Source organism: Bacteroidota bacterium (assembly GCA_013696965.1).
Classification (GTDB): domain Bacteria; phylum Bacteroidota; class Bacteroidia; order JACCXN01; family JACCXN01; genus JACCXN01.
In genome coordinates this window covers 18,641-38,110 of the sequence record JACCXN010000091.1, presented here as the reverse complement: position 1 = coordinate 38,110, position 19,470 = coordinate 18,641, and the positions used below count along the sequence as shown (strand labels likewise).

20 protein-coding genes are annotated in these 19,470 nt (G+C 32.4%); 16 read left to right on the top strand and 4 right to left on the bottom strand.

Translation table 11 applies throughout. The annotated features are described in order from the left end of the window. Positions 1-15: 15 nt before the first annotated feature. Positions 16-330 (top strand): antibiotic biosynthesis monooxygenase, encoded by a 315-nt coding sequence (locus H0V01_13060; protein MBA2584305.1) that lies wholly within the window; start codon positions 16-18, stop codon positions 328-330. Between the two features lie 276 nt (positions 331-606). Beyond that, positions 607-1,188: a tRNA-(ms[2]io[6]A)-hydroxylase gene (locus H0V01_13055; GenBank protein MBA2584304.1), complete on the top strand. Its 582-nt coding sequence runs from the start codon at positions 607-609 to the stop codon at positions 1,186-1,188. Here the strand turns inward: H0V01_13055 and H0V01_13050 are convergent. From H0V01_13050 to H0V01_13040, 3 genes are all read right to left on the bottom strand, one after another. Next, a complete protein-coding gene (locus tag H0V01_13050) occupies positions 1,185-3,680 on the bottom strand; it encodes a carboxypeptidase-like regulatory domain-containing protein (GenBank protein ID MBA2584303.1) in 2,496 nt (831 codons plus the stop codon). The two genes, H0V01_13055 and H0V01_13050, sit on opposite strands and share 4 nt — an antisense overlap. Positions 3,681-3,919: 239 nt before the next feature. After that, positions 3,920-4,540, bottom strand: coding sequence for a carboxypeptidase-like regulatory domain-containing protein (locus tag H0V01_13045; protein ID MBA2584302.1), 621 nt, complete (start codon positions 4,538-4,540; stop codon positions 3,920-3,922). Between the two features lie 56 nt (positions 4,541-4,596). After that, positions 4,597-6,321, bottom strand: coding sequence for a M23 family metallopeptidase (locus H0V01_13040; protein MBA2584301.1), 1,725 nt, complete (start codon positions 6,319-6,321; stop codon positions 4,597-4,599). A gap of 155 nt (positions 6,322-6,476) precedes the next feature. Here H0V01_13040 and H0V01_13035 point away from each other — a divergent pair, with 155 nt between their 5' ends. The 5 genes from H0V01_13035 (at position 6,477) to H0V01_13015 (ending at position 11,088) form a co-directional block, all read left to right on the top strand. Then, the gene (locus H0V01_13035; protein ID MBA2584300.1) at positions 6,477-6,767 is read left to right on the top strand and encodes a hypothetical protein; all 291 of its coding nucleotides are present in this window, start codon (positions 6,477-6,479) and stop codon (positions 6,765-6,767) included. Between the two features lie 43 nt (positions 6,768-6,810). Beyond that, positions 6,811-7,098, top strand: coding sequence for a cell division protein ZapA (locus H0V01_13030; GenBank protein ID MBA2584299.1), 288 nt, complete (start codon positions 6,811-6,813; stop codon positions 7,096-7,098). Positions 7,099-7,317: 219 nt separating this feature from the next. Further along, entirely contained in the window at positions 7,318-8,859 is a 1,542-nt protein-coding gene (rny, locus tag H0V01_13025; GenBank protein ID MBA2584298.1) for a ribonuclease Y, read from the top strand. Between the two features lie 47 nt (positions 8,860-8,906). Further along, complete coding sequence (locus H0V01_13020) at positions 8,907-9,737, top strand: hypothetical protein (GenBank protein ID MBA2584297.1); 831 nt, start codon at positions 8,907-8,909, stop codon at positions 9,735-9,737. Positions 9,738-9,810: 73 nt separating this feature from the next. Continuing rightward, the gene (locus tag H0V01_13015) at positions 9,811-11,088 is read left to right on the top strand and encodes a lipopolysaccharide biosynthesis protein (GenBank protein MBA2584296.1); all 1,278 of its coding nucleotides are present in this window, start codon (positions 9,811-9,813) and stop codon (positions 11,086-11,088) included. Positions 11,089-11,204: 116 nt separating this feature from the next. On the opposite strand, the gene H0V01_13010 is transcribed toward H0V01_13015, so the two are convergent. Further along, positions 11,205-11,423: a hypothetical protein gene (locus H0V01_13010; protein ID MBA2584295.1), complete on the bottom strand. Its 219-nt coding sequence runs from the start codon at positions 11,421-11,423 to the stop codon at positions 11,205-11,207. Positions 11,424-11,433: 10 nt separating this feature from the next. Between H0V01_13010 and H0V01_13005 the strand changes: the two genes are divergently transcribed. From H0V01_13005 to H0V01_12965, 9 genes are read left to right on the top strand one after another with little or no spacing between them, the layout of a single operon-like run. After that, on the top strand, positions 11,434-12,363 hold the full coding sequence (locus H0V01_13005) for an oligosaccharide repeat unit polymerase (GenBank protein ID MBA2584294.1): 930 nt from the start codon (positions 11,434-11,436) through the stop codon (positions 12,361-12,363). Between the two features lie 15 nt (positions 12,364-12,378). Continuing rightward, a complete protein-coding gene (locus H0V01_13000; GenBank protein ID MBA2584293.1) occupies positions 12,379-13,599 on the top strand; it encodes a glycosyltransferase in 1,221 nt (406 codons plus the stop codon). Positions 13,600-13,650: 51 nt separating this feature from the next. Next, positions 13,651-14,211: a hypothetical protein gene (locus H0V01_12995; GenBank protein ID MBA2584292.1), complete on the top strand. Its 561-nt coding sequence runs from the start codon at positions 13,651-13,653 to the stop codon at positions 14,209-14,211. Between the two features lie 36 nt (positions 14,212-14,247). Then, positions 14,248-15,045: a methyltransferase, TIGR04325 family gene (locus H0V01_12990; GenBank protein MBA2584291.1), complete on the top strand. Its 798-nt coding sequence runs from the start codon at positions 14,248-14,250 to the stop codon at positions 15,043-15,045. A 40-nt stretch (positions 15,046-15,085) separates the two neighbouring features. After that, a complete protein-coding gene (locus tag H0V01_12985) occupies positions 15,086-15,454 on the top strand; it encodes an FdtA/QdtA family cupin domain-containing protein (GenBank protein ID MBA2584290.1) in 369 nt (122 codons plus the stop codon). Next, on the top strand, positions 15,447-16,532 hold the full coding sequence (locus tag H0V01_12980) for a DegT/DnrJ/EryC1/StrS family aminotransferase (protein MBA2584289.1): 1,086 nt from the start codon (positions 15,447-15,449) through the stop codon (positions 16,530-16,532). The genes H0V01_12985 and H0V01_12980 overlap by 8 nt, the downstream gene beginning before the upstream one ends. A gap of 42 nt (positions 16,533-16,574) precedes the next feature. Further along, positions 16,575-17,639: an NAD-dependent epimerase/dehydratase family protein gene (locus tag H0V01_12975; protein MBA2584288.1), complete on the top strand. Its 1,065-nt coding sequence runs from the start codon at positions 16,575-16,577 to the stop codon at positions 17,637-17,639. A 2-nt stretch (positions 17,640-17,641) separates the two neighbouring features. Next, a complete protein-coding gene (locus tag H0V01_12970) occupies positions 17,642-18,706 on the top strand; it encodes an NAD-dependent epimerase/dehydratase family protein (protein ID MBA2584287.1) in 1,065 nt (354 codons plus the stop codon). 8 nt (positions 18,707-18,714) lie between these two features. Further along, entirely contained in the window at positions 18,715-19,470 is a 756-nt protein-coding gene (locus tag H0V01_12965) for an FkbM family methyltransferase (GenBank protein ID MBA2584286.1), read from the top strand.

The window sequence follows — 19,470 nt, the reverse complement described above, 5'->3', positions numbered from 1 at the left end:
AAAAAGTAAAAAAACATGATAGCCAAAACACCAGAACCGCCTTATTTTGCAGTAATCTTTAGTTCAGAAATGGCAAATACAGACGGCTATTCTGAAATGGCAAACAAAATGGTAAGACTTGCATCTGAACAAGACGGCTTTTTGGGCATGGAATCGGCAAAAGAGGAACTTGGCATAACTGTTTCTTATTGGAGGGATCTTCAAGCCATAAAAAACTGGAAAGCAAATTCCCAACATATTCTTGCTCAAAAAAAAGGAAGGTTGAAATGGTATAAATCTTTTAAAACCAGGATTGCCAAAGTTGAAAGAGATTATGAGTTTGAAAAATAATTATGACGAGTTGATTTCATTAAAAAGTGCAAAAGGAATCGAAAAGGCCTCAAAGCATCATTCTTAGCGGTCTTTGCGCTTATTTTCTTTGCAATTTTACGAGAGATTAATGCAAACAATCAACTTCTTATTTTGGCTTTCTTGCTGATTTAATTAAACAGGGTAAAATCAAAGTTTAATAAAAGAGCATTTTTAAAAATGCTTTTATTTTAATTTTGATTAAGGCAGCTTGCTAATTAGAGAATATTTAAATTTGCATCAAATAAAACAAACAAGATGTTAGGCCTGAAACTTCCAACCGACCCAAGATGGGTAAATATTGTTGAAAAAAACATTGATGAAATCCTAACTGACCATGCCTTTTGTGAACAAAAAGCAGCAACTAACGCAATTAGTATAATTGTAAATTATCCTGAATATCCTGATTTGGTTGATGCCTTAGTTGAACTTGCAAGGGAGGAACTGGATCATTTTAAAATGGTACATGACCGTATTGTTGCAAGGGGAGGTGTACTTGGAAGGGAAAGAAAAGATGAGTATGTAAATGAATTGTATAAGTTTATCCGAAAAGGGTACAACAGAAATATTGTATTAGTGGATCGGCTCCTTTTTTCTGCCCTTATTGAAGCCCGCAGTTGTGAACGTTTTAAAGTGCTTTCTGAAAATATACAAGATAAAAGCTTGTCAGATTTTTACCATCAATTAATGATTTCTGAGGCCACGCACTATACCATGTTCCTTAAATTCGCCAAACAATATGCAAATGGCGAGAATGTGGATAGCAGGTGGAAAGAATGGTTGGCCTTTGAGGCTGGTATTATTAATAATTACGGGAAAAAGGAAACTATTCACGGCTAGAATTTAGCAACCAATTTTACATTAATAAGGCGGGGTGTAAGATAATTTGGTACTGCGTAATAAATATTCTGATCATCCTTTACCCATAAGTAGGAAATGATGTTATTCACTTGCAAAAGGTTAAATACTTCTGCACTTATCCATAAATCTTTTATATGCCTCATAGGGTTCCCATCTCTTGGCCTTTTTGATTCACTATATATCTGATAGGAAAAACCAATATCAACTCTTCGGTAAGGAGGCATTCTTAAGGTATCTTTATATCTTTCATGGGATGGTGGTCCAAATGGCAATCTTGAGCCAAATAAAAAATTCAGGTGCATTTTAAAATCAGGAAGACGGGGTAAATAATCCTGAAAAAACATACCAAAAAATACTTTTTGATCAGTGGGGCGGGGGATATAGCCTGGTTCCATGCGCATGCTATCCACAACTTGCGGGGTATTGCGGTAAATAGGATGTACTTTTTTACCCTCCTCATCAAAATAATCATAATAAAAATCATCGGAAATATCTTCCCTGGTTTGCATAAAAGAAAGCGAAGCCCAGGATTCAACCCCTTTCACAAACTCACCGTTTATTTTCAAATCCACACCTGTTCCATATCCTTTTGCATTGTTGCGGGCATAGTAACGAAGTCTTACGTTATCAACCTCATAGGGAATTAAGTTTGTGTAGTGCTTGTAATAAATTTCTGAAACGAATTTAAAGGGCCTGTTCCACATGGAAAAATTATTATCGCTGCCCAAAATAAAATGATATGAATTTTGTGCTCGGACTTCCATATTAATATTGCCTTGCAAGTCACGTAATTCACGGTAAAAAGGGGGTTGGGAATAAACACCAGCTGCAATTCTGAATAAAAAATCTTTTTTCCAATCGGGCTTTATAGACAGGTTTAACCTGGGGCTAACAATTATCTGTTTGTTCAATGTCCAGTAATTTCCCCTTATACCAGCTGTAAAGGCATAATCTGTTGTTTTGCCCCAATACCAACTATTTTGAATAAATGCATTGTAGCGGAAAGAGTTTAATTTGATAGTGGTTCGCAGTACGTCCTGCAAGTAAATATTGTCCCCGGGTGGAGTTGGAATGCTATAAAAAGCAGAATCTATCATTTTCCATTCGTTCAGCTTATCGTTAATATTTTCTGATTGAATTCTGGCACCCCAGTTCATTTCCCGTTCACTAGTGTTGAAGTATCCCTTATGTTCCAGATTCATTACTGTTGCCTTTAATTCGTTTCTGGAATGTGTTAGATAAGTGCCTATTCCACGATTAAAGGCAACTTCGCCAAATTCATCCTTTCCTAAATCGCGTTCGAGTTCATCAAGCCAATATTGCCCCTGGATATCAAAATTTTCTGATTCACGCGTGTTGAATACAGATGAAATTAATTTTAGAGTCAGGTTTTTGTCAGGTTTCCAAATACCAGAAACTGCTCCCATCATGGTATTGAATTCATCTATTTCCTGCCCGTCAAAATAAATGGTTAATCTAAGGGCTTCATTTACATGCCCAAAATCAGTCTCCCTGTTTTGGGGAACCAACTTAAATTTGTTTCTTGAGATGTTTCCTAAAAAATTCAATTCGAATTTGTCTGAAATATCATAAGTAATAAAAGTTTGGACATCAGTAAAGGATGGACGGTAATCGCCCTTTGTTTCCATAGCACCTAACAAATACTGATTGGATTTTTGCCTTGCTCCAATTTGATAGGTTAAGCGGTATCCTTTACTTACACCTTCAAAATGAACTGATGCCCCTAGTAAACTGGCACTTGCATTACCTCCAAATTCAACAGGTTTCCTGTATTTAATATCAAGAACCGAAGCTGATTTATCACCGTATTTGGCATCAAATCCTCCTGCGGAAAATAAAATGGAAGAAACCATATCAGCATTAATAAAGCTTAAACCTTCCTGCTGCCCGGAACGTAATAATAATGGCCTGTAAATTTCTATGTCATTAACATAAACAAGGTTTTCATCAAAATTCCCTCCACGTACATTGTATTGGGAACTTAATTCATTGTTTGAAGAAACTCCGGGAAGTGTTTTAATTACTGCTTCAACACCTCCTGCTGCTGATGGAAGCACAGTTACGGTTTTAGGATCAATCCTTATAAGAGGTTTTGAACGAGTTCCTTTGTCCTCAATTGTAAATTCATTAATAGTGGATGAGCTAGGTTTCATTTTAAAATTGAGTTCATAAAATTCTCCTTTGGACAGAGTTATTACTGCACTTTCGGATTTATATCCAACATATGAACAAATAATGGTTACTGGAGTGTTTGATGGAATTTCAAGTTCGAATTTTCCGTTTTCATCCGTATAGGTACCTGTTGTTTCTCCTAACATTGCCACTGTAACAGCTTCAAGTGGCTTTTTGTTTGAATCCTGAATTTTTCCAAATACAGTGGCTTTATCTTGAGCATTTACTCTAGAAAAAATAAATAATAAGCAAATAAATATCAGCCTTGCCGGAGTCATAGAGCCGCAAAAATAGAAAAATATGCCTTTAGCATCTTTTTATTTATATTATTTAATAATTTAATTTGGGTGATTCTGAAAGGTAGAGCTATATCAGAGGCGAGATTTTATTAATACTAATAAAGATAAGTTAAATTTATTGTTCTTATTAAATTATTTATTTTGATTACTTAAATTTCTTTTAATGTGTATTTATGTTTATTTTCTCCTATTGCTAATTATTCATCTTCAAATAATAATCACTCCCTTTTTAATTCCCCTGCCTTCCATGCCTTAATAAATTTAGACCATGCAATTGGATTAAGAAGATTGTTAGGAGGATACTGGCCCGCATAATATAATTTGCTTTGATATTGTTGCATTTGATTTTTGAAATTCATGCTTCCATCCATAGGCATAGAATTATATCTTTCTTTTAGCTCAGCCAGAGATAAATTTTTTACAGCCCTTTCAAGGTCATCATCAGGAATCCTTAGGTTTAAAAAAGCTTCCTTGAACTGTTCTTTTGTTGGCCAGGGATAAATTATTGTTTCTCTTAAAAGTATGGTATCGCTAAAAAGCATTTGGATTAAAGAATACCTATTCTCTTGGAGTGAATCAGGTATAATGTAAGATGTTTTTTTATAACCCACGGCTGAAAACTCAATGGTATCGTTTTTTTGAGCAACAATGGAGAAAAATCCATAGTAATCGCAAACAGTCCCTCGTCTTGTGTTTTTAATAAGAATACTGGTAAATGGCACTGGTTGTAAATCGTTTCCATCAACCACTACACCTGAAAACTGGATTATTTTATTTTCCTCTTGGGAGAAAACCTGCACTGAAACAAATAAAATGATTAACAGGAGCAGTTGCCGCATCTTTAAAATTAAAGGTTATAGGTACAAAAATAGTTCAATAAATTTAATTCCTGCTGCTATTTATTGAATTCAGTAGTAAATTCAGAAATGTTTCCCCTGGTATCTTTTACTTCCAGATGAAAAACATGTTTGCCCTTTGAAAGTTCTTTTTCAAAAGTATGGAATAAAAGAGATTGTTTGTACTCATATTCCATAACCACCCATTTTCCATCAATACTACCCCTATAGGTTTTAATACCGGATAAATCATCGCTTATTTTAATTTTGATTTCCCGAATCCCCGATGTGCCGTTGAATATTGTCAATGGGCTAATAACAGGTGGAGTGGTATCAAGCATTACAGTAAAGGATCCAAGAAACTTAGGATTTGCTGTTAGCCAGTCATTTCTTAAATCACCACCTACCGGAAATTTCCCCCCATATTCATCTACATTTACAATAAGAGCTTTGCGCTTCACATTTACAGGTAAGGTATCAACCCGTATTGAAAGATTGTAGGGAATGTTAACAGGCACATACACATTCTGAACATGATAAGTAGGTGTAATGGCACCCTTAATGGTATCAGTAGTATGAAATTCAAAGTTTAGATCATCATAAAAAACACCTTCTGGAAATGTAAGAGAAATGTTTTCATTTTTAAATTCATTGACTGTTCCATATTTAAAAAATGCAACGGCTTTGCTGGATATTTTCTCCTGATTGTTTTTCAAACCCTCAGGTTTTGATTGCACCGATAACAAAAGCTTAGAAACATTCCCATTGTAATCGGAAACCAAAAATTCAACCCGATGAGATGTGTCTTTTGTAAAGGTTAATACACCACGGTCAGTTAAGTCATGATAAATAGTTAACTTGTTATTGGGCGCAACAAATAACTTTTGAAACCAATGTTTTTGTTTTTTATACATAGAGAAATCCACATGACTGTTAAGGCACCTGGAATGATCGAAGCTAAAGCGATCCATGCGGTAAAAGTATTTTCTGTTTCCATCAACTTTTAATTCAATTGTATAAACCCCTACTTTGTTAGATACAAGGCTATTTAGATCATAAGTGTCAATTCCAAAACCAATTTTACCATTTACCAACACGGGATTATTTACAGAATAATTTCCAGGACTTCCGCAAGCAGGAGTGAACCTTTTAAACTGGTTGGAATTGTTAACAGTGCTTGTTGGACTAAGGGGATAAAGGATAATTTCTTTAATTATTGGTTTTACATCATCTTTAATATCAAAACCAAATAACAGGGGATTAATGGGATTTTCAGATTTTTCATCCCTGATTTCAAAATGAAGATGGGGCCCGCCAGAACCTCCTGTATTTCCGGAAAAGGCGACAACATCCCCTTTTTTAACAATTAACTCATTAGGTTGTAATGTCAGTTCAACCTCAAACTCCTCAGCTTTATATTGGGCCTGCTTTATAAACAATCCTATTATATCGTTAAAATTTCTTAAATGGGCATACACAGTTACAAACCCATTGGGATGGGTAATATAAAGCACTTTGCCATAACCCCAGGGTGAAATCTTTATTCTTGAAACATATCCATCGGCAACTGCATAAATTTTCTTTCCTTCCACGCCTTCTGTTTTCATATCCAGGCCAGCATGAAAATGGTTTGATCTTAATTCACCAAAATTTCCTGATAAAAGAATAGGAATATCAAGGGGAGACCTGAAATAATCTTTTGGATACTCTTGTTGAGCAAAGGAAAAAATGGATAGTGAACAGATAGAAAGGCAAGAGCATACAAATCTGTAAAAAAAAGGCATATTGGAATGGTAATTTAGTTACAAATTTATTTTAAAATCTAATTTCAACCCGAGAAATCACAGAAATATTGCACAGATAAACGAAAATTTACTTGTTTAAGTGTATGAATTACCTTAGATTTGGCAATTAATTAAACAAGCATAATGCTCTAGCCATGAGTAATGTATCAAATAGGATAAATGAGTTTCGGGCAAAAATAGAAACATTAATATCTTTGCATGGTACCCTATTGAAGCAGAACACAGAGTTGAAAAGAGAAAACTCTAACCTGTTAGAGCAAAAGGAAATACTAAAAACTACAATAAATAATTTAGAGGAAAAGATTAAAATAATTAAACTTGCAAAATCATTGTCGGATACGGATGAAAATTCGCAGAAGGCAAAGCTTAAAATAAATGAATTGGTGCGGGAAATTGATAACTGTATAGCTTTTTTGAATAGATAATGAAAATGAAAGATGCGAAAGAGAAATCCTTTGCTGAATTAATATGAGAGAACTTTCCATAAAAATTGTAATTGCCGGTCGTTCTTATCCACTTACTGTGAAGGAAAATGAAGAGGAGAATGTAAGGAAAGCGGCTAAACTAGTAGAAGATAAAATAAAAGATTTTGAGCAGAATTATGCTGTAAGGGACAGACAAGACCTTTTAGCCATGAGCGCTTTGCAATTTGCAAATGAGTCAGTTGCAGCAAACTCTAGAAATGAATCCGAAAACCTGGTAGTACAACTGGAAGAATTAGATTCTCTTATTGACAATTATCTCAAAAATGTTTAACGTTCTTTAATAAAACATTGTTGTTTCCGTTAAGTGGAAGAGCCACTGATAAAGGAACAAAAATTATCCCGCATTTGATTCTGTTCAATGGACCGCTCCATTGTAAAGTTGATACTGAAATTTGTTTTTAATTTCAGTTCATACTAAGAGTTGATGTCGGTTTTTTTTATAAACAATGTTTGCAGAAAACAATTCTGCACACTTAAAATTAATAATTAAATGGAATATATACCAATTATTTTTGCAACATTATTTTCATTGGTTGCAGGTGTGGTTTTAGGTTCAACCCTGATTAGAAAAGCCAATGAAAAAAAATCAAATCAAATTCTTAAGGAAGCCGAAGCAGAGGCTGAGGTGATTAAAAAAGAAAAGATTTTGCAGGCTAAAGAAAAGTTTCTACAGCTTAAGTCTGATCATGAAAAACACATTAATGAGAAGAATCAGGTTATAACTGTTTCAGAAAATAAAATAAAACAAAAAGAAACCCATCTTGCTCAAAAAAATGAAGAGCTTCGAAAGAAAGAGCAGGAAATTGATGCTATACGCGAAAACCTTAACAATCAGCTTGTCCTGGTAGGAAAAAAACAGGAGGAAACAGAGCGAATCCATAAAAACCAGGTGCAACAACTTGAGAGTATTTCAGGGCTATCCGTTGAAAATGCCAAATCACAATTGGTTGAAGCCCTAAAGGAAGAAGCAAAAACAGATGCAATGTCCTATATTCGTGATATTGTAGATGAAGCAAAGTTAACTGCTAACAAAGAGGCGAAAAAAGTTGTACTGCAAACCATTCAACGTGTTGCCACTGAGCATGCCATCGAAAATTCGGTTACTGTTTTTAATATCGAAAGTGACGAAATAAAAGGTAGGATTATTGGAAGGGAAGGAAGAAATATCAGGGCCCTGGAAGCTGCAACGGGTGTGGAAATAATCGTTGATGATACTCCCGAAGCAATCATTCTTTCCTGTTTTGACCCTATTCGTAGGGAAGTTGCAAGACTTGCCTTGCATCAATTAGTTTCGGATGGTCGTATTCACCCTGCCCGTATTGAGGAGGTAGTTGCTAAAGTGCAAAAACAAATAGAAGAGGAAATTATTGAAACAGGTAAAAGAACAACCATTGATTTAGGAATTCATGGTCTTCATCCGGAATTAATAAGAATGGTTGGACGTATGAAATACCGTTCTTCGTATGGACAAAATTTATTACAGCATTCCCGTGAGGTTGCAAACCTTTGCGCCATTATGGCCACAGAGCTTGGGCTGAACGTTAAGCTTGCAAAAAGAGCCGGACTTTTGCATGATATTGGTAAAGTGCCAGATGATGAACCGGAACTTCCGCACGCTATTTTGGGGATGAAACTGGCAGAAAAATACAAAGAAAAGCCGGAAATCTGTAATGCAATTGGTGCCCATCACGATGAAATTGAGATGACAAGTATGATCTCACCAATTGTTCAGGTGTGTGATGCAATTTCAGGAGCAAGACCAGGAGCAAGAAGAGAAGTTGTGGAATCGTATATAAAAAGGCTTAAAGACCTTGAATCCCTTGCACTCTCACACCCTGGTGTAATGAAAACCTATGCAATACAAGCAGGTAGAGAATTAAGAGTGATAGTTGAAAGCGAAAAAGTTTCCGATGCTGAAGCAGGAAAACTTGCTTTTGATATTTCTCAAAAAATACAAACTGAAATGACCTACCCTGGACAGGTGAAAGTTACTGTGATAAGGGAAACCAGGGCGGTTAGTTATGCCAAATAGAAGAAAATAATTTAAGTTCAACTCCAATAATACATATTGTTTTTTTTATGACAAATACTGAAAATGAAATAGATTTATTAAAACTATTTGCAGATTCCATTTACATTTTAAAAAAGAAAAAAAAATTATTAATTGCGTTTTTTTTTATTGGGGTATTACTGGGAACCTATGATTTAATTAAAAATTTTAAACAGCCCAGGTATTATTATTTAAAAACATATACTGTACAATCGAATCAAATTCCAAATGATATGATGGTGGAAATCATCAATTCCGTTGGTTTGAAATTAAAGCATATTTCCAGTTCTTTAAATAGTGAAATTCTTCCTAATGAGCCTGGTTTATCTCAGAATATTTTAAACGATTTAAGGGTAATAAAAGCAGAAATTAAACCTTCAAATTTAATTGAAATCAGAATAGAGGCAAATAATAAAGAGGCTGTGGATAGTATAATAAAAGGAGTTGAACATTATGTGATCATAAATGAATACGTAAAAAGACGTGAAATTTTTGCCCGATCACAAAAACAAAAACTCCTGGAAGTTGTTGATAATTTAATTGAAGAAGCGATAGATAAGAAAAATTTAGGCAAAGGCTATTACGAATCAAATGCTTCATTGATTAAATTACTTACCAATGGAAAGTTTGGGAACTGGAGTTATATAGAACTATTTGAACAAAAACAAAAAATTGAAAAAGAACTTGCTTTTTCAAAAGAATTAGACTTCGTAATTACTAGTAATCCTTATGAAGTAGTTGATATTTATACCGGCATGTTTAAGAAGGCCATTGGGTTTGGTTTTTTAGGAATGTTTTTGGGCGTTTTAATTAGCCTGTTTCTTAATTTATATCAAAAGGCGAAAAAGCTAATAGCTTAATTTATCCAATAGTACTTTGTTTATTTTGATTTTACTTATTACAGGCAATAGTCTAAGGCTACCGGATTAAGTCATGAAGCAACTTCTTTTAAAATCTGAATTTACAAAGAATTCATTGACTTTAGTTAGTGGCACTATCCTGGCACAGGCCATTCCTTTATTATTGCATCCTGTTTTAAGAAGGATTTACACTCCGGAGGATTTTGGAGCAATGTCTGTTTATCTAAGTATTTTTAGTATGATTACAATTGTATCTGCCCTAAGGTATGAAGCCACAATTGTATTGCCCAAAAACAACAATGAGGCCGGAAATATCCTCTCTCTTACCTTTATTCTTAATATTTTATTCAGCACTATCTTATTTTTCTTTATATTTTTTTTTAAAAATGAAATCGCTCAATTCATTAATTTCCCCGAAAAACATTCCATTTATTTATATTTTTTACCCTTTGCCTGTTCATTATTTGGAATATATCAAAGCATAAATTATTGGCTGATTCGTCAAAAAGCATTTAAGGCTTCTACCACTAATAAAATAATCAGACGGGCAGTTGAAGGGGCTGTTCAAGGAATTTTAGGTTTTTTAAAAGTTCCTGGCGGATTATTCATTGGTGATTTATTAGGAAACGCTGCAAATATAATTGCAGGAATAAGACAAATTTTCAGGAATAAATATCAACTCAGATTTGTATCACCCAAAAAAATAGCGTTTGTCTTTAAAAAATATATTGATTATCCAAAGTTCAATGCAATTCCAACCTTGCTTAGTAGTGCTGCCACTATACTGCCTTTTTTATTCATCAATAAAATTTATTCCACAGAAATTGTAGGATATTTAGATCTCTCAAGAATGGTCTTGTCCATCCCGCTTATTTTTATTGCCTCCACAATTTCACAGGTGTTTTTTCAACAGATCACAGAAAAAAAACATAATTCCTTAAGTATAAAAAAAGATGTAATGAATATTATGTACTTGCTTTTAACCGTGATTTGTGTTGAGGTACTTGTAATTCTTTTTTTAGGACCACAAATCTTTGGATTCGTATTCGGAGAAAAGTATACAGTTTCCGGCTCATTTTCTCAAATTTTAATATTCAGTTTCATGTTAAATTTTATTGGATCAACATTTTCATCCGTTTTTTTAACATTTGAAAAAATCCGGCTTAATAGTATCTGGCAGTCAGCCTATTTTTTCGCTATTCTTTCTTTGTTGTTTTTTAGAAACTTAGAGATTTATGAATTTTTATTAATCTATGTAGCAATAGAAGTAATAATGCATTTAATTAACATTATGATGATTTTTTTCATTGTGAAAAATTATGAAAATAAATTAAAACAAAATTTTAGATAGATGTCCTCTTTTAAATTATTTGTTGCAAAAGATTTTTTTAGACTAAAGCTATTGTTGTGTGCAGTTTACATTGTTTTGGAATTTTATTATTATTTTTTCATATCTTCAGATTTTGCTTATTTGGGTTTTGTTCCTGATCTGAATATGCTCAAGTATTTAATTACTAAAATAGTTTTCGTTGCATTATTAATACTTTCCCATAATTTATTTAAAAAAAGCAAATTTTTATATTCCATATACTTGTTATTGCTTTTCTTTTTTTTCATACCCAATGCAATACTTTTTTCATTTAGCAATATTGCTCCCGGTCCCTTTATTTCAAATGTTTTTTTCATTTCTGTTTTCTTGATTACACCTTATATTAAATTTTCTGTGCCCTATGTAACTGCCTCTTTAAAACATAAAGAATTTATATTAATTTGTATATCACTGCTTTTATTGGTTCCAATTATAGCAACTTTTAAGTTAAACATTAATTTGAATACTTTACTTCTGTCGGAAATATATGAAACCAGAGATGCTTTTTCTGAGAATTTAACAGGCTATTTAAGTTATTTATACCATTTTGAGGTAAAAACAATTATACCAATTGCCCTGGTGTTTTTCATGATCAATAAAAAGCCTTTGTTTATCGGGTTGTTTGTTATTATATTGTTATATCTTTTTGTTATTTCAGGAAACAAGGCAGTTTATTTTACTACTATATTAGTTGTTTATTTTTATTACATCGGTAAAGACTATGTTTCCAAAATCTCAAATTTTTTTTCCATTACAGTTATTTTATTTATACTATTTCCTCTTATTGATCTTTTTGTTTTTAAAAGCCCTTTTTTAGGTGGAACTTTCGTTAACAGGTTTCTTTTTATTCCTGCTTTATTAACCCATTGGTATTTTGATTTTTTCGATGGAAATCCTTTTTATTTTGCTGAAAGCAGTTTCTTTAATTTGTTTGTAAGTAGTCCTTATGATACACCTATTGGTTTTCATATTACAAAAATTTATTGGGGAGATTCAGAAGCTTATGCCAATAATGGAATAGTATCAGATGGTTTCATGAATCTTGGGTATCTGGGAGTACTATTATTTTCAGTGATTTTTTCTTTGCTTTTTAGTCTTTTCAATTCCTTTAATTTACATACCGCTTATTTTGGTGTCTTTTTTAGCTACATTTATATTTTTTTAAGTGCGCCTTTACTTACAAGCTTTATCACAGGTGGAATTCTACCATTTATTTTAATATCGTTTACAATTTTAAATAATAGAAAAATTATTTAGATTAGGTTAATTATTATGAGTTACCGTTTTATTAGAGTCACAGATTATTATGGCGAATATTTAAGGAATTATTATGATAGATTTCCGGATGTTGATCAATTAAGTTATGATGAACAGTATAATCATCTAACAAATGATTCTATTGAAATGGTTAGTTCATATGGTAAATATCTAAGAAAAGCAGGAATTGACGCTATGGATATTGTTTCTAATGCCGAAGCACTTCAACAAACATGGGCAAAGGAACATTCTGGGGGTAAAATTTTTTCTTTTCAGGAATTGATATTTGAACAAATAAAATGCTATCAGCCCCAGGTTGTATGGATAGATACAACTAAATTGTTAAATAAAAAGTGGATACAAAAACTAAGAAATGAAGTTCCTTCGCTTAAATTGATTGTAGGCCATATTTGTGCTCCATATAATCAGGAAATTGCCGATTCATTCTCCTTTTTTGATATCATGTTCACCTGTTCTCCTTGTACAGCAAATGAACTTACTGAAATGGGTGTAACTACCCAACTTGTATATCATTCTTTTGATCATTCAATTCTTGACAAAACAGGGACAATCGCAAACAATTTTCCTGAAACAGATTTTGTATTTACAGGCTCACTTTTGACCGGGTATGGCCTTCATAAAACCAGGATCGAATATATCGAAAGTATTATTGATTCAGGCATCGATATGACTATTTATGGTAATATAGAAAAGCGCAGCAGGATACTCCTTAAACAAGGAATGAATTTAACAGTAAATTTATTGAACAATATTAATTGCAGCTTCCTGGTAGATGGTATCCCGGTTTTGAACAAATATAAAAAGCACGGTGATACTCAAATAAAATATTATTCTAAGAAATTGATTCATGCTATCAGGCCACCGGTTTTTGGAATGGATATGTATAAAATGCTTTCTAATTCAAAACTCTGTTTTAATATCCATGGAGACATAGCAAAAAAATGTGCAGGAAATGTAAGATTGTTTGAAGCTACCGGAATTGGAACTTGCCTGGTTACAGATTGGAAAGAAAATTTATCTGATTTATTCGACTTAGATAAGGAAATTGTTACTTACAAATCAGTTGAAGAATGTATAGATAAGGTAAAATGGTTGTTAAATAATCCCCTGGAAGCCCAAAAGATAGCCAAAGCTGGACAACAGAGAACATTAAGAGACCATACCATTGAAAACAGGGTAAAAATCATCGATAATGCTTTAAGAAGTAAATTATAATGATGATGTTTGTAACAATTAGTAAAATTAATTATTTGAAGATTTAAGAATATGATAACCGAAAAACTGACTTTTCCTGGAAACCAAATACACCAATCAGCTTTAATTCATCCTTCAGTAAAGATGGGGATAGGGAATTTTATTGGCGCATATTCAATACTGGAAGAAAATGTAGTTTTGGGAAATAATAATCATATAGGTTCCCACTGTATTATAGGAGATGTAGGTGAAAGCATTAAGTTTTTTGATCAGGAAAAAAAAGGCGTAATCATTGGAAACAACAATCGTTTTACAAAGCAAGTTACCATTGATAGCGGAACAGTTAATCCAACCACGATAAATAATGATACATTGTGGTTAAAAAATGCACATGCAGGACATGATTGCATAGTAAATGATAATGTACAAGTTAGATGCAATGGGATTTTAGGAGGTCATGTAACAGCTTTAAGGGGCTCTAAAGTATTTCTAAGTGCCATTGTTCACCCAAGATTAACGCTGCCTGAAAATTGTGTGATTGGAATGGGAACAGTTGTTACAAAGAAAACGGTGCTAAAGGAAAATGGTATATATGTGGGTAATCCTGCAAAATTGCTTAAAGTTGCTGAATAGTTTTTCATTTATAAAAAGGATTAAATAAAAAGCTCAATGTTAAAGGATTTCATCCCACCATTTTTTTTAAAAAAGATTACAGGTTTATTTTATGGATGGACAGGCAATTTTTCCTCATGGAAAGAAGCAAAGGATAAATCCTCTGGTTATGATACTGACATTATATTTACTAAGGTAAAAAATGCATTATTAAAAGTGAAAAATGGCGAAGCAGTTTTTGAGAGAGATTCAGTTATTTTTGATAAAATTCATTACTCCTTCCCCCTTTTATCCGCTTTATCTTATGTTGCCTTAAAAAATAAAAATAAAAACAAAATTAATGTGTTAGATTTTGGTGGCTCATTAGGCAGCAGTTATTATCAAAATAGAAATTTTTTTAAAGGCAGTATTGATTTTAATTGGTGCATAGTTGAACAAGCCCATTTTGTTAAGGAGGGTCAAAAAACCTTTGCAGATGATCAACTGCATTTTTTTTATGATGTTGAAAACTGTATGGCTAGTTATAAGATTGATGTTTTATTACTTTCATCCGTTTTGCAATATTTAGAAAAACCTTATGAGTTTATTGATTATTTGGTTTCAAAAAAAATAGAATTTATTGTAATTAACCGTGCCCCTTTACTTGTTAAAGGTAATGACAGGATTACAATTCAAACTGTTCCCAAAAATATCTACCAGGCAAAATATGCATGTTGGATTTTAAATGAGCAGAAGCTTTTGAATTATTTTTTAAAATATTATGATCTGATATTTGACAATAAATCGGAAGAGACAATAAACATTAACAATGCAGAATTTAAAACTTTCTTTTTTAAAATTAAAAATGAAGTTTAAAGGAGAATAAAATTCATACAATTTTAAACATTTTCTTTCTATGGCCTTTGTATTAAACTTAAAGACTTTTACAGATAAACGTGGTAATCTTACAGTAATTGAAAGGGTTATTCCTTTTGATATAAAACGTATTTTTTACATTTATGGAGTTGATGAGTCAATACGAGGTGGCCACCGCCATGTAAAGACAATACAAGCTGCCGTTTGCATTAAAGGTAGCTGCACCATTTTTAACGATAATAATGAAAAGAAAGAAGAATTTTTGCTGGACTCTCCGGATAAATGTTTAATTCTTCAGCCAGAGGATTGGCATCAAATGCATAGTTTTTCAGCTGATGCAATACTAATGGTTCTGGCATCAGAATATTTCGAACAAAACGATTATATATATGACAAGTACAATGATTGAATATGAAAGCCTGGCATTGCTAAACGCATCATTCCATAAGGAATTTGCTTCGAGTTTTGCAACTGTATTAAATTCTGGCTGGTATGTTTTGGGCGAAAATGTAAAAAAATTCGAACAGGAATTTGCCGCCTATAATTCAATTTCAAATTGCATTGGTGTTGCCTCTGGCCTTGATGCTATTACACTGTCCATTGCCGCATTTAATTTTGAACCTCAGAGTGAAATAATAGTACCCTCCAACACCTATATTGCAACGATAATAAGTGTTCTGCAAAACAATATGAAACCTGTGCTTGTTGAGCCTTCTATTGAAACTTATAACATAGATCCAACAAAAATAGAGGCAAGTATTACAAAAAAAACAAAAGCAATTGTTGTAGTTCATTTGTATGGCAAATCATGCGATATGGATCCTATTATTGCTTTGTGTAAAAAATATGACCTTAAGCTGATTGAAGATTGTGCACAATCTCATGGTGCAACATATAAAAATAAACATACCGGTACGTTCGGTGAATTTGGAGCTTTCAGTTTTTATCCAACAAAAAATTTAGGAGCTCTTGGTGATGCAGGTGCTATCGTTTGTAATGATAATAAATTAGCCGGAATTATACGGAGATTGAGAAATTATGGCTCAGATAAGAAGTATTACAACGAGTTGGTTGGTTATAATTCTCGTTTGGATGAAGTTCAGGCTGCTTTTCTTTCAGTTAAATTAAAACGCCTGAATGAAATAAACGAGCATAAGCGACAACTAGCCTCGATTTATTTAAATGAATTGAAATCGGATTTTATTAAACCTGTGGTTCATACGGATTATTTTGATGTATACCATATTTTCTGCATACGGCATTCCAGGCGCAATGAATTGAAAGAATATTTATTGGAAAATAATATTAAAACTGAAATTCATTATCCTGTTTCTCCTAATAACCAGGTGGCATTGAAGAATCTGTTTGCTGAGCAAAAATTTCCGATTAGTGAAGAGATCCATAATACAACATTAAGTTTGCCCATATCATTTTTTCATAGTAAAGAAGATGTTCAAAAAGTAGTGGAAGTAATGAATAAGTTTTAGTTTGAACTAATTTTGCAATATCCATAGCTTAAATACACAAATATGAAGACTATTTTAATAACAGGAGGGTGCGGCTTTGTTGGATCTAACCTTGCCATTAATTTTAAAAGAGATTATCCGGATACTCGAATAATTGCTTTTGACAATCTTAAAAGAATGGGTTCTGAATTAAATATTTCAAGGCTCAGGGAAATAGGTGTTGAGTTTATGCATGGAGATATCCGAAATAAAGAGGATTTTAATGAAATAGGTGAAATTTCGACTTTGATTGAGGCTGCAGCGGAACCTTCCGTATTATCTGGAATTAATTCAACAACTGACTATGTAATTAATACTAATTTACTAGGAACAATAAACTGTTTAAATTTTGCCGTCAAACATAAAGCAAATTTTATTTTTTTATCAACCAGTAGAATTTATCCAGTATCAAGTCTTAATGAGATTTTATATGAAAACGGAGAAACGAGATTTAATATATTAAACAATCAAAATATTCCTGGGGTTTCAAAAAATGGCATTAATGAAAAGTTTCCAATAAATGGATTTAGATCCTTTTATGGTACAAGCAAATTATCTTCGGAACAGTTTATTCAGGAGTATGCTGAATTTTATGGACTCAAATCTGTTATTAATCGGTGTGGTGTTATAACGGGGCCATGGCAAATGGGTAAAATTGACCAGGGAGTAGTGGTGCTTTGGCTGGCAAAACATTATTGGAAAAAGGAATTATCCTATATCGGATTTGGTGGAGAAGGTAAACAACTGCGCGATATTATTCATGTTTCAGATTTATATAAGTTAATTAAAATTCAAATGAATGACATTGATAAATATAATAAAGAAATTTATAATGTTGGAGGAGGTGAAAACATTAGCGTGTCCTTGAGAGAATTAACATCTTTGTGTGAAGAAATAACAGGAAATAATATTAAGATCAAAAGTATAGCAGAAAATAGAATCGCTGATATTCCATTATATATAACTGACAATTCAAAAATAACTTCTGTTTCAGGATGGAAACCTGAAATATCGGCAAAAGAAATTTTAATAGACGTTTTTGAATGGATTAATGCGAATGAAACAAACTTAAAAAAAATACTAAATTAACAATGAAGATAGCTTTAATTACCGGCTCTTCTGGCCTCATTGGTGGAGAATCAGTTGAGTTTTTTGCGAATAAATTCGACTTAATTATTGGAATTGACAATAATCTTCGTTCTTATTTTTTCGGAACAGAAAGTTCCACAGAGTGGAATAAATTGAGATTAAAGGAAAAATTTTCAAATTTCATTACACATAATATTGATATACGTGATTATATATCATTGGAAAAAATATTTAAAGAATATAGTAATGAGATTAAACTTATTATTCATACTGCTGCTCAACCAAGTCATGATTGGGCAGCAAAAGAACCTCTTACTGATTTTGGGGTGAATGCCACGGGAACACTTAATATGCTGGAATTGTGCAGAATAAATTGTCCTGATGCAGTTTTTATATTTACATCAACAAATAAAGTTTACGGTGATACTCCCAATTATTTACCCTTAATTGAATTAGATAAAAGATGGGAAATAGCGCAGGATCACATTTATTTTAAGCATGGAATTGATGAAAATATGAGCATTGACAATACAAAACACTCTGTTTTTGGGGCAAGCAAGGTTGCTGCTGATATAATGGTGCAAGAGTACGGTAAATACTTTGGAATAAAAACTGGTGTTTTCAGAGGAGGATGCTTGACAGGCCCTAACCATTCAGGTGCACAATTACATGGCTTTTTGTCTTATCTCATGAAATGCGCTATATCCGAAAACCATTATACTATTTTTGGATATGAAGGTAAACAGGTAAGAGATAATATACATAGTTATGACTTAGTAAGTATGTTTTTGGAATTTTATCAAAATCCAAGAGCGGGAGAGGTTTATAATGCTGGAGGAGGAAGATTTTCAAATTGCAGTATGTTAGAGGGTATTGAGTTGTGTGAAAAAATCAGTGGGAATAAAATGAAATATAGTTATGCCAATGAAAATCGCATTGGGGATCATATTTGGTATATTAGCGATGTAACTAAATTTAAAGAACACTATCCGAATTGGAATTACAAGTTTAATTTAGAAACAACCTTAATAGAAATGTTCAACAACATGCAGCAGCGAGTAAAATAAAAAATAAAATGAAATTTAAAGATGTAAGAATTGGGTTGATAAAAATACTCATTGATTTAAACGAAAAATTATTTTTCGAAAGGCTAATGAGGGATTTCTATAAAAAGAGTGAAAAAATAAATATTGTAATAGATGTTGGTGCAAATAAGGGGCAAAGTATTGATTTCTTTTTGACAATAAATCCAGAATGTAAGATTTATGCTATTGAACCAAATCCCGAACTTTTTTCATTACTAGTTAAAAAATATTCTGGTAATGCAAATATTAAAATTTTCAATTTTGGAATATCAGATAAAGTAGGTGATAAGTTGTTTTTTGAAAATGTACTGGATTATACTTCCTCGTTTGAAGAACTAAACATGAATTCGGAATACCTGAAGAAAAAAGCTAAAATATTAGGTGTTGATAAAGATGCAATTATTACAAAGAGTTATTCAGTAAATGTAACCACTTTGTCTGAATTTATTAAGATGTGCGGATTCAATGAAAATATAGATGTTTTAAAAATTGACACAGAAGGGCATGAATATTATTGTTTGGAAGGACTTTTTTTAGATAAGTCAGAAGCCAAAATTAAGTATATTCAACTGGAAAATCATAATGATGACATGTATTTTAATAGGATTAAATTCAGTCAAATTAACGAATTGTTAAACAAGAATTATTTTTTTGAATGTAAGAAAATTAAACATGGCTACGGTGATTTTGATGAAGTGATATTTTCTTGTAAAACTTCACCAAAAAATTTTTTGAAAAAAGATTAA

Bases quoted from the DNA above. Each gene is read 5' to 3' on its own strand.
- H0V01_13060 (MBA2584305.1), top strand. From the start codon at position 16: ATGATAGCCAAAACACCAGAACCGCCTTATTTTGCAGTAATCTTTAGT.
- H0V01_13055 (MBA2584304.1), top strand. From the start codon at position 607: ATGTTAGGCCTGAAACTTCCAACCGACCCAAGATGGGTAAATATTGTT.
- H0V01_13050 (MBA2584303.1), bottom strand. From the start codon at position 3,680: ATGACTCCGGCAAGGCTGATATTTATTTGCTTATTATTTATTTTTTCT.
- H0V01_13045 (MBA2584302.1), bottom strand. From the start codon at position 4,540: ATGCGGCAACTGCTCCTGTTAATCATTTTATTTGTTTCAGTGCAGGTT.
- H0V01_13040 (MBA2584301.1), bottom strand. From the start codon at position 6,321: ATGCCTTTTTTTTACAGATTTGTATGCTCTTGCCTTTCTATCTGTTCA.
- H0V01_13035 (MBA2584300.1), top strand. From the start codon at position 6,477: ATGAGTAATGTATCAAATAGGATAAATGAGTTTCGGGCAAAAATAGAA.
- H0V01_13030 (MBA2584299.1), top strand. From the start codon at position 6,811: ATGAGAGAACTTTCCATAAAAATTGTAATTGCCGGTCGTTCTTATCCA.
- rny (MBA2584298.1), top strand. From the start codon at position 7,318: ATGGAATATATACCAATTATTTTTGCAACATTATTTTCATTGGTTGCA.
- H0V01_13020 (MBA2584297.1), top strand. From the start codon at position 8,907: ATGACAAATACTGAAAATGAAATAGATTTATTAAAACTATTTGCAGAT.
- H0V01_13015 (MBA2584296.1), top strand. From the start codon at position 9,811: ATGAAGCAACTTCTTTTAAAATCTGAATTTACAAAGAATTCATTGACT.
- H0V01_13010 (MBA2584295.1), bottom strand. From the start codon at position 11,423: ATGAAAAAAACATTTGAAATAAAGGGACCGGGAGCAATATTGCTAAAT.
- H0V01_13000 (MBA2584293.1), top strand. From the start codon at position 12,379: ATGAGTTACCGTTTTATTAGAGTCACAGATTATTATGGCGAATATTTA.
- H0V01_12995 (MBA2584292.1), top strand. From the start codon at position 13,651: ATGATAACCGAAAAACTGACTTTTCCTGGAAACCAAATACACCAATCA.
- H0V01_12990 (MBA2584291.1), top strand. From the start codon at position 14,248: ATGTTAAAGGATTTCATCCCACCATTTTTTTTAAAAAAGATTACAGGT.
- H0V01_12985 (MBA2584290.1), top strand. From the start codon at position 15,086: ATGGCCTTTGTATTAAACTTAAAGACTTTTACAGATAAACGTGGTAAT.
- H0V01_12980 (MBA2584289.1), top strand. From the start codon at position 15,447: ATGATTGAATATGAAAGCCTGGCATTGCTAAACGCATCATTCCATAAG.
- H0V01_12975 (MBA2584288.1), top strand. From the start codon at position 16,575: ATGAAGACTATTTTAATAACAGGAGGGTGCGGCTTTGTTGGATCTAAC.
- H0V01_12970 (MBA2584287.1), top strand. From the start codon at position 17,642: ATGAAGATAGCTTTAATTACCGGCTCTTCTGGCCTCATTGGTGGAGAA.
- H0V01_12965 (MBA2584286.1), top strand. From the start codon at position 18,715: ATGAAATTTAAAGATGTAAGAATTGGGTTGATAAAAATACTCATTGAT.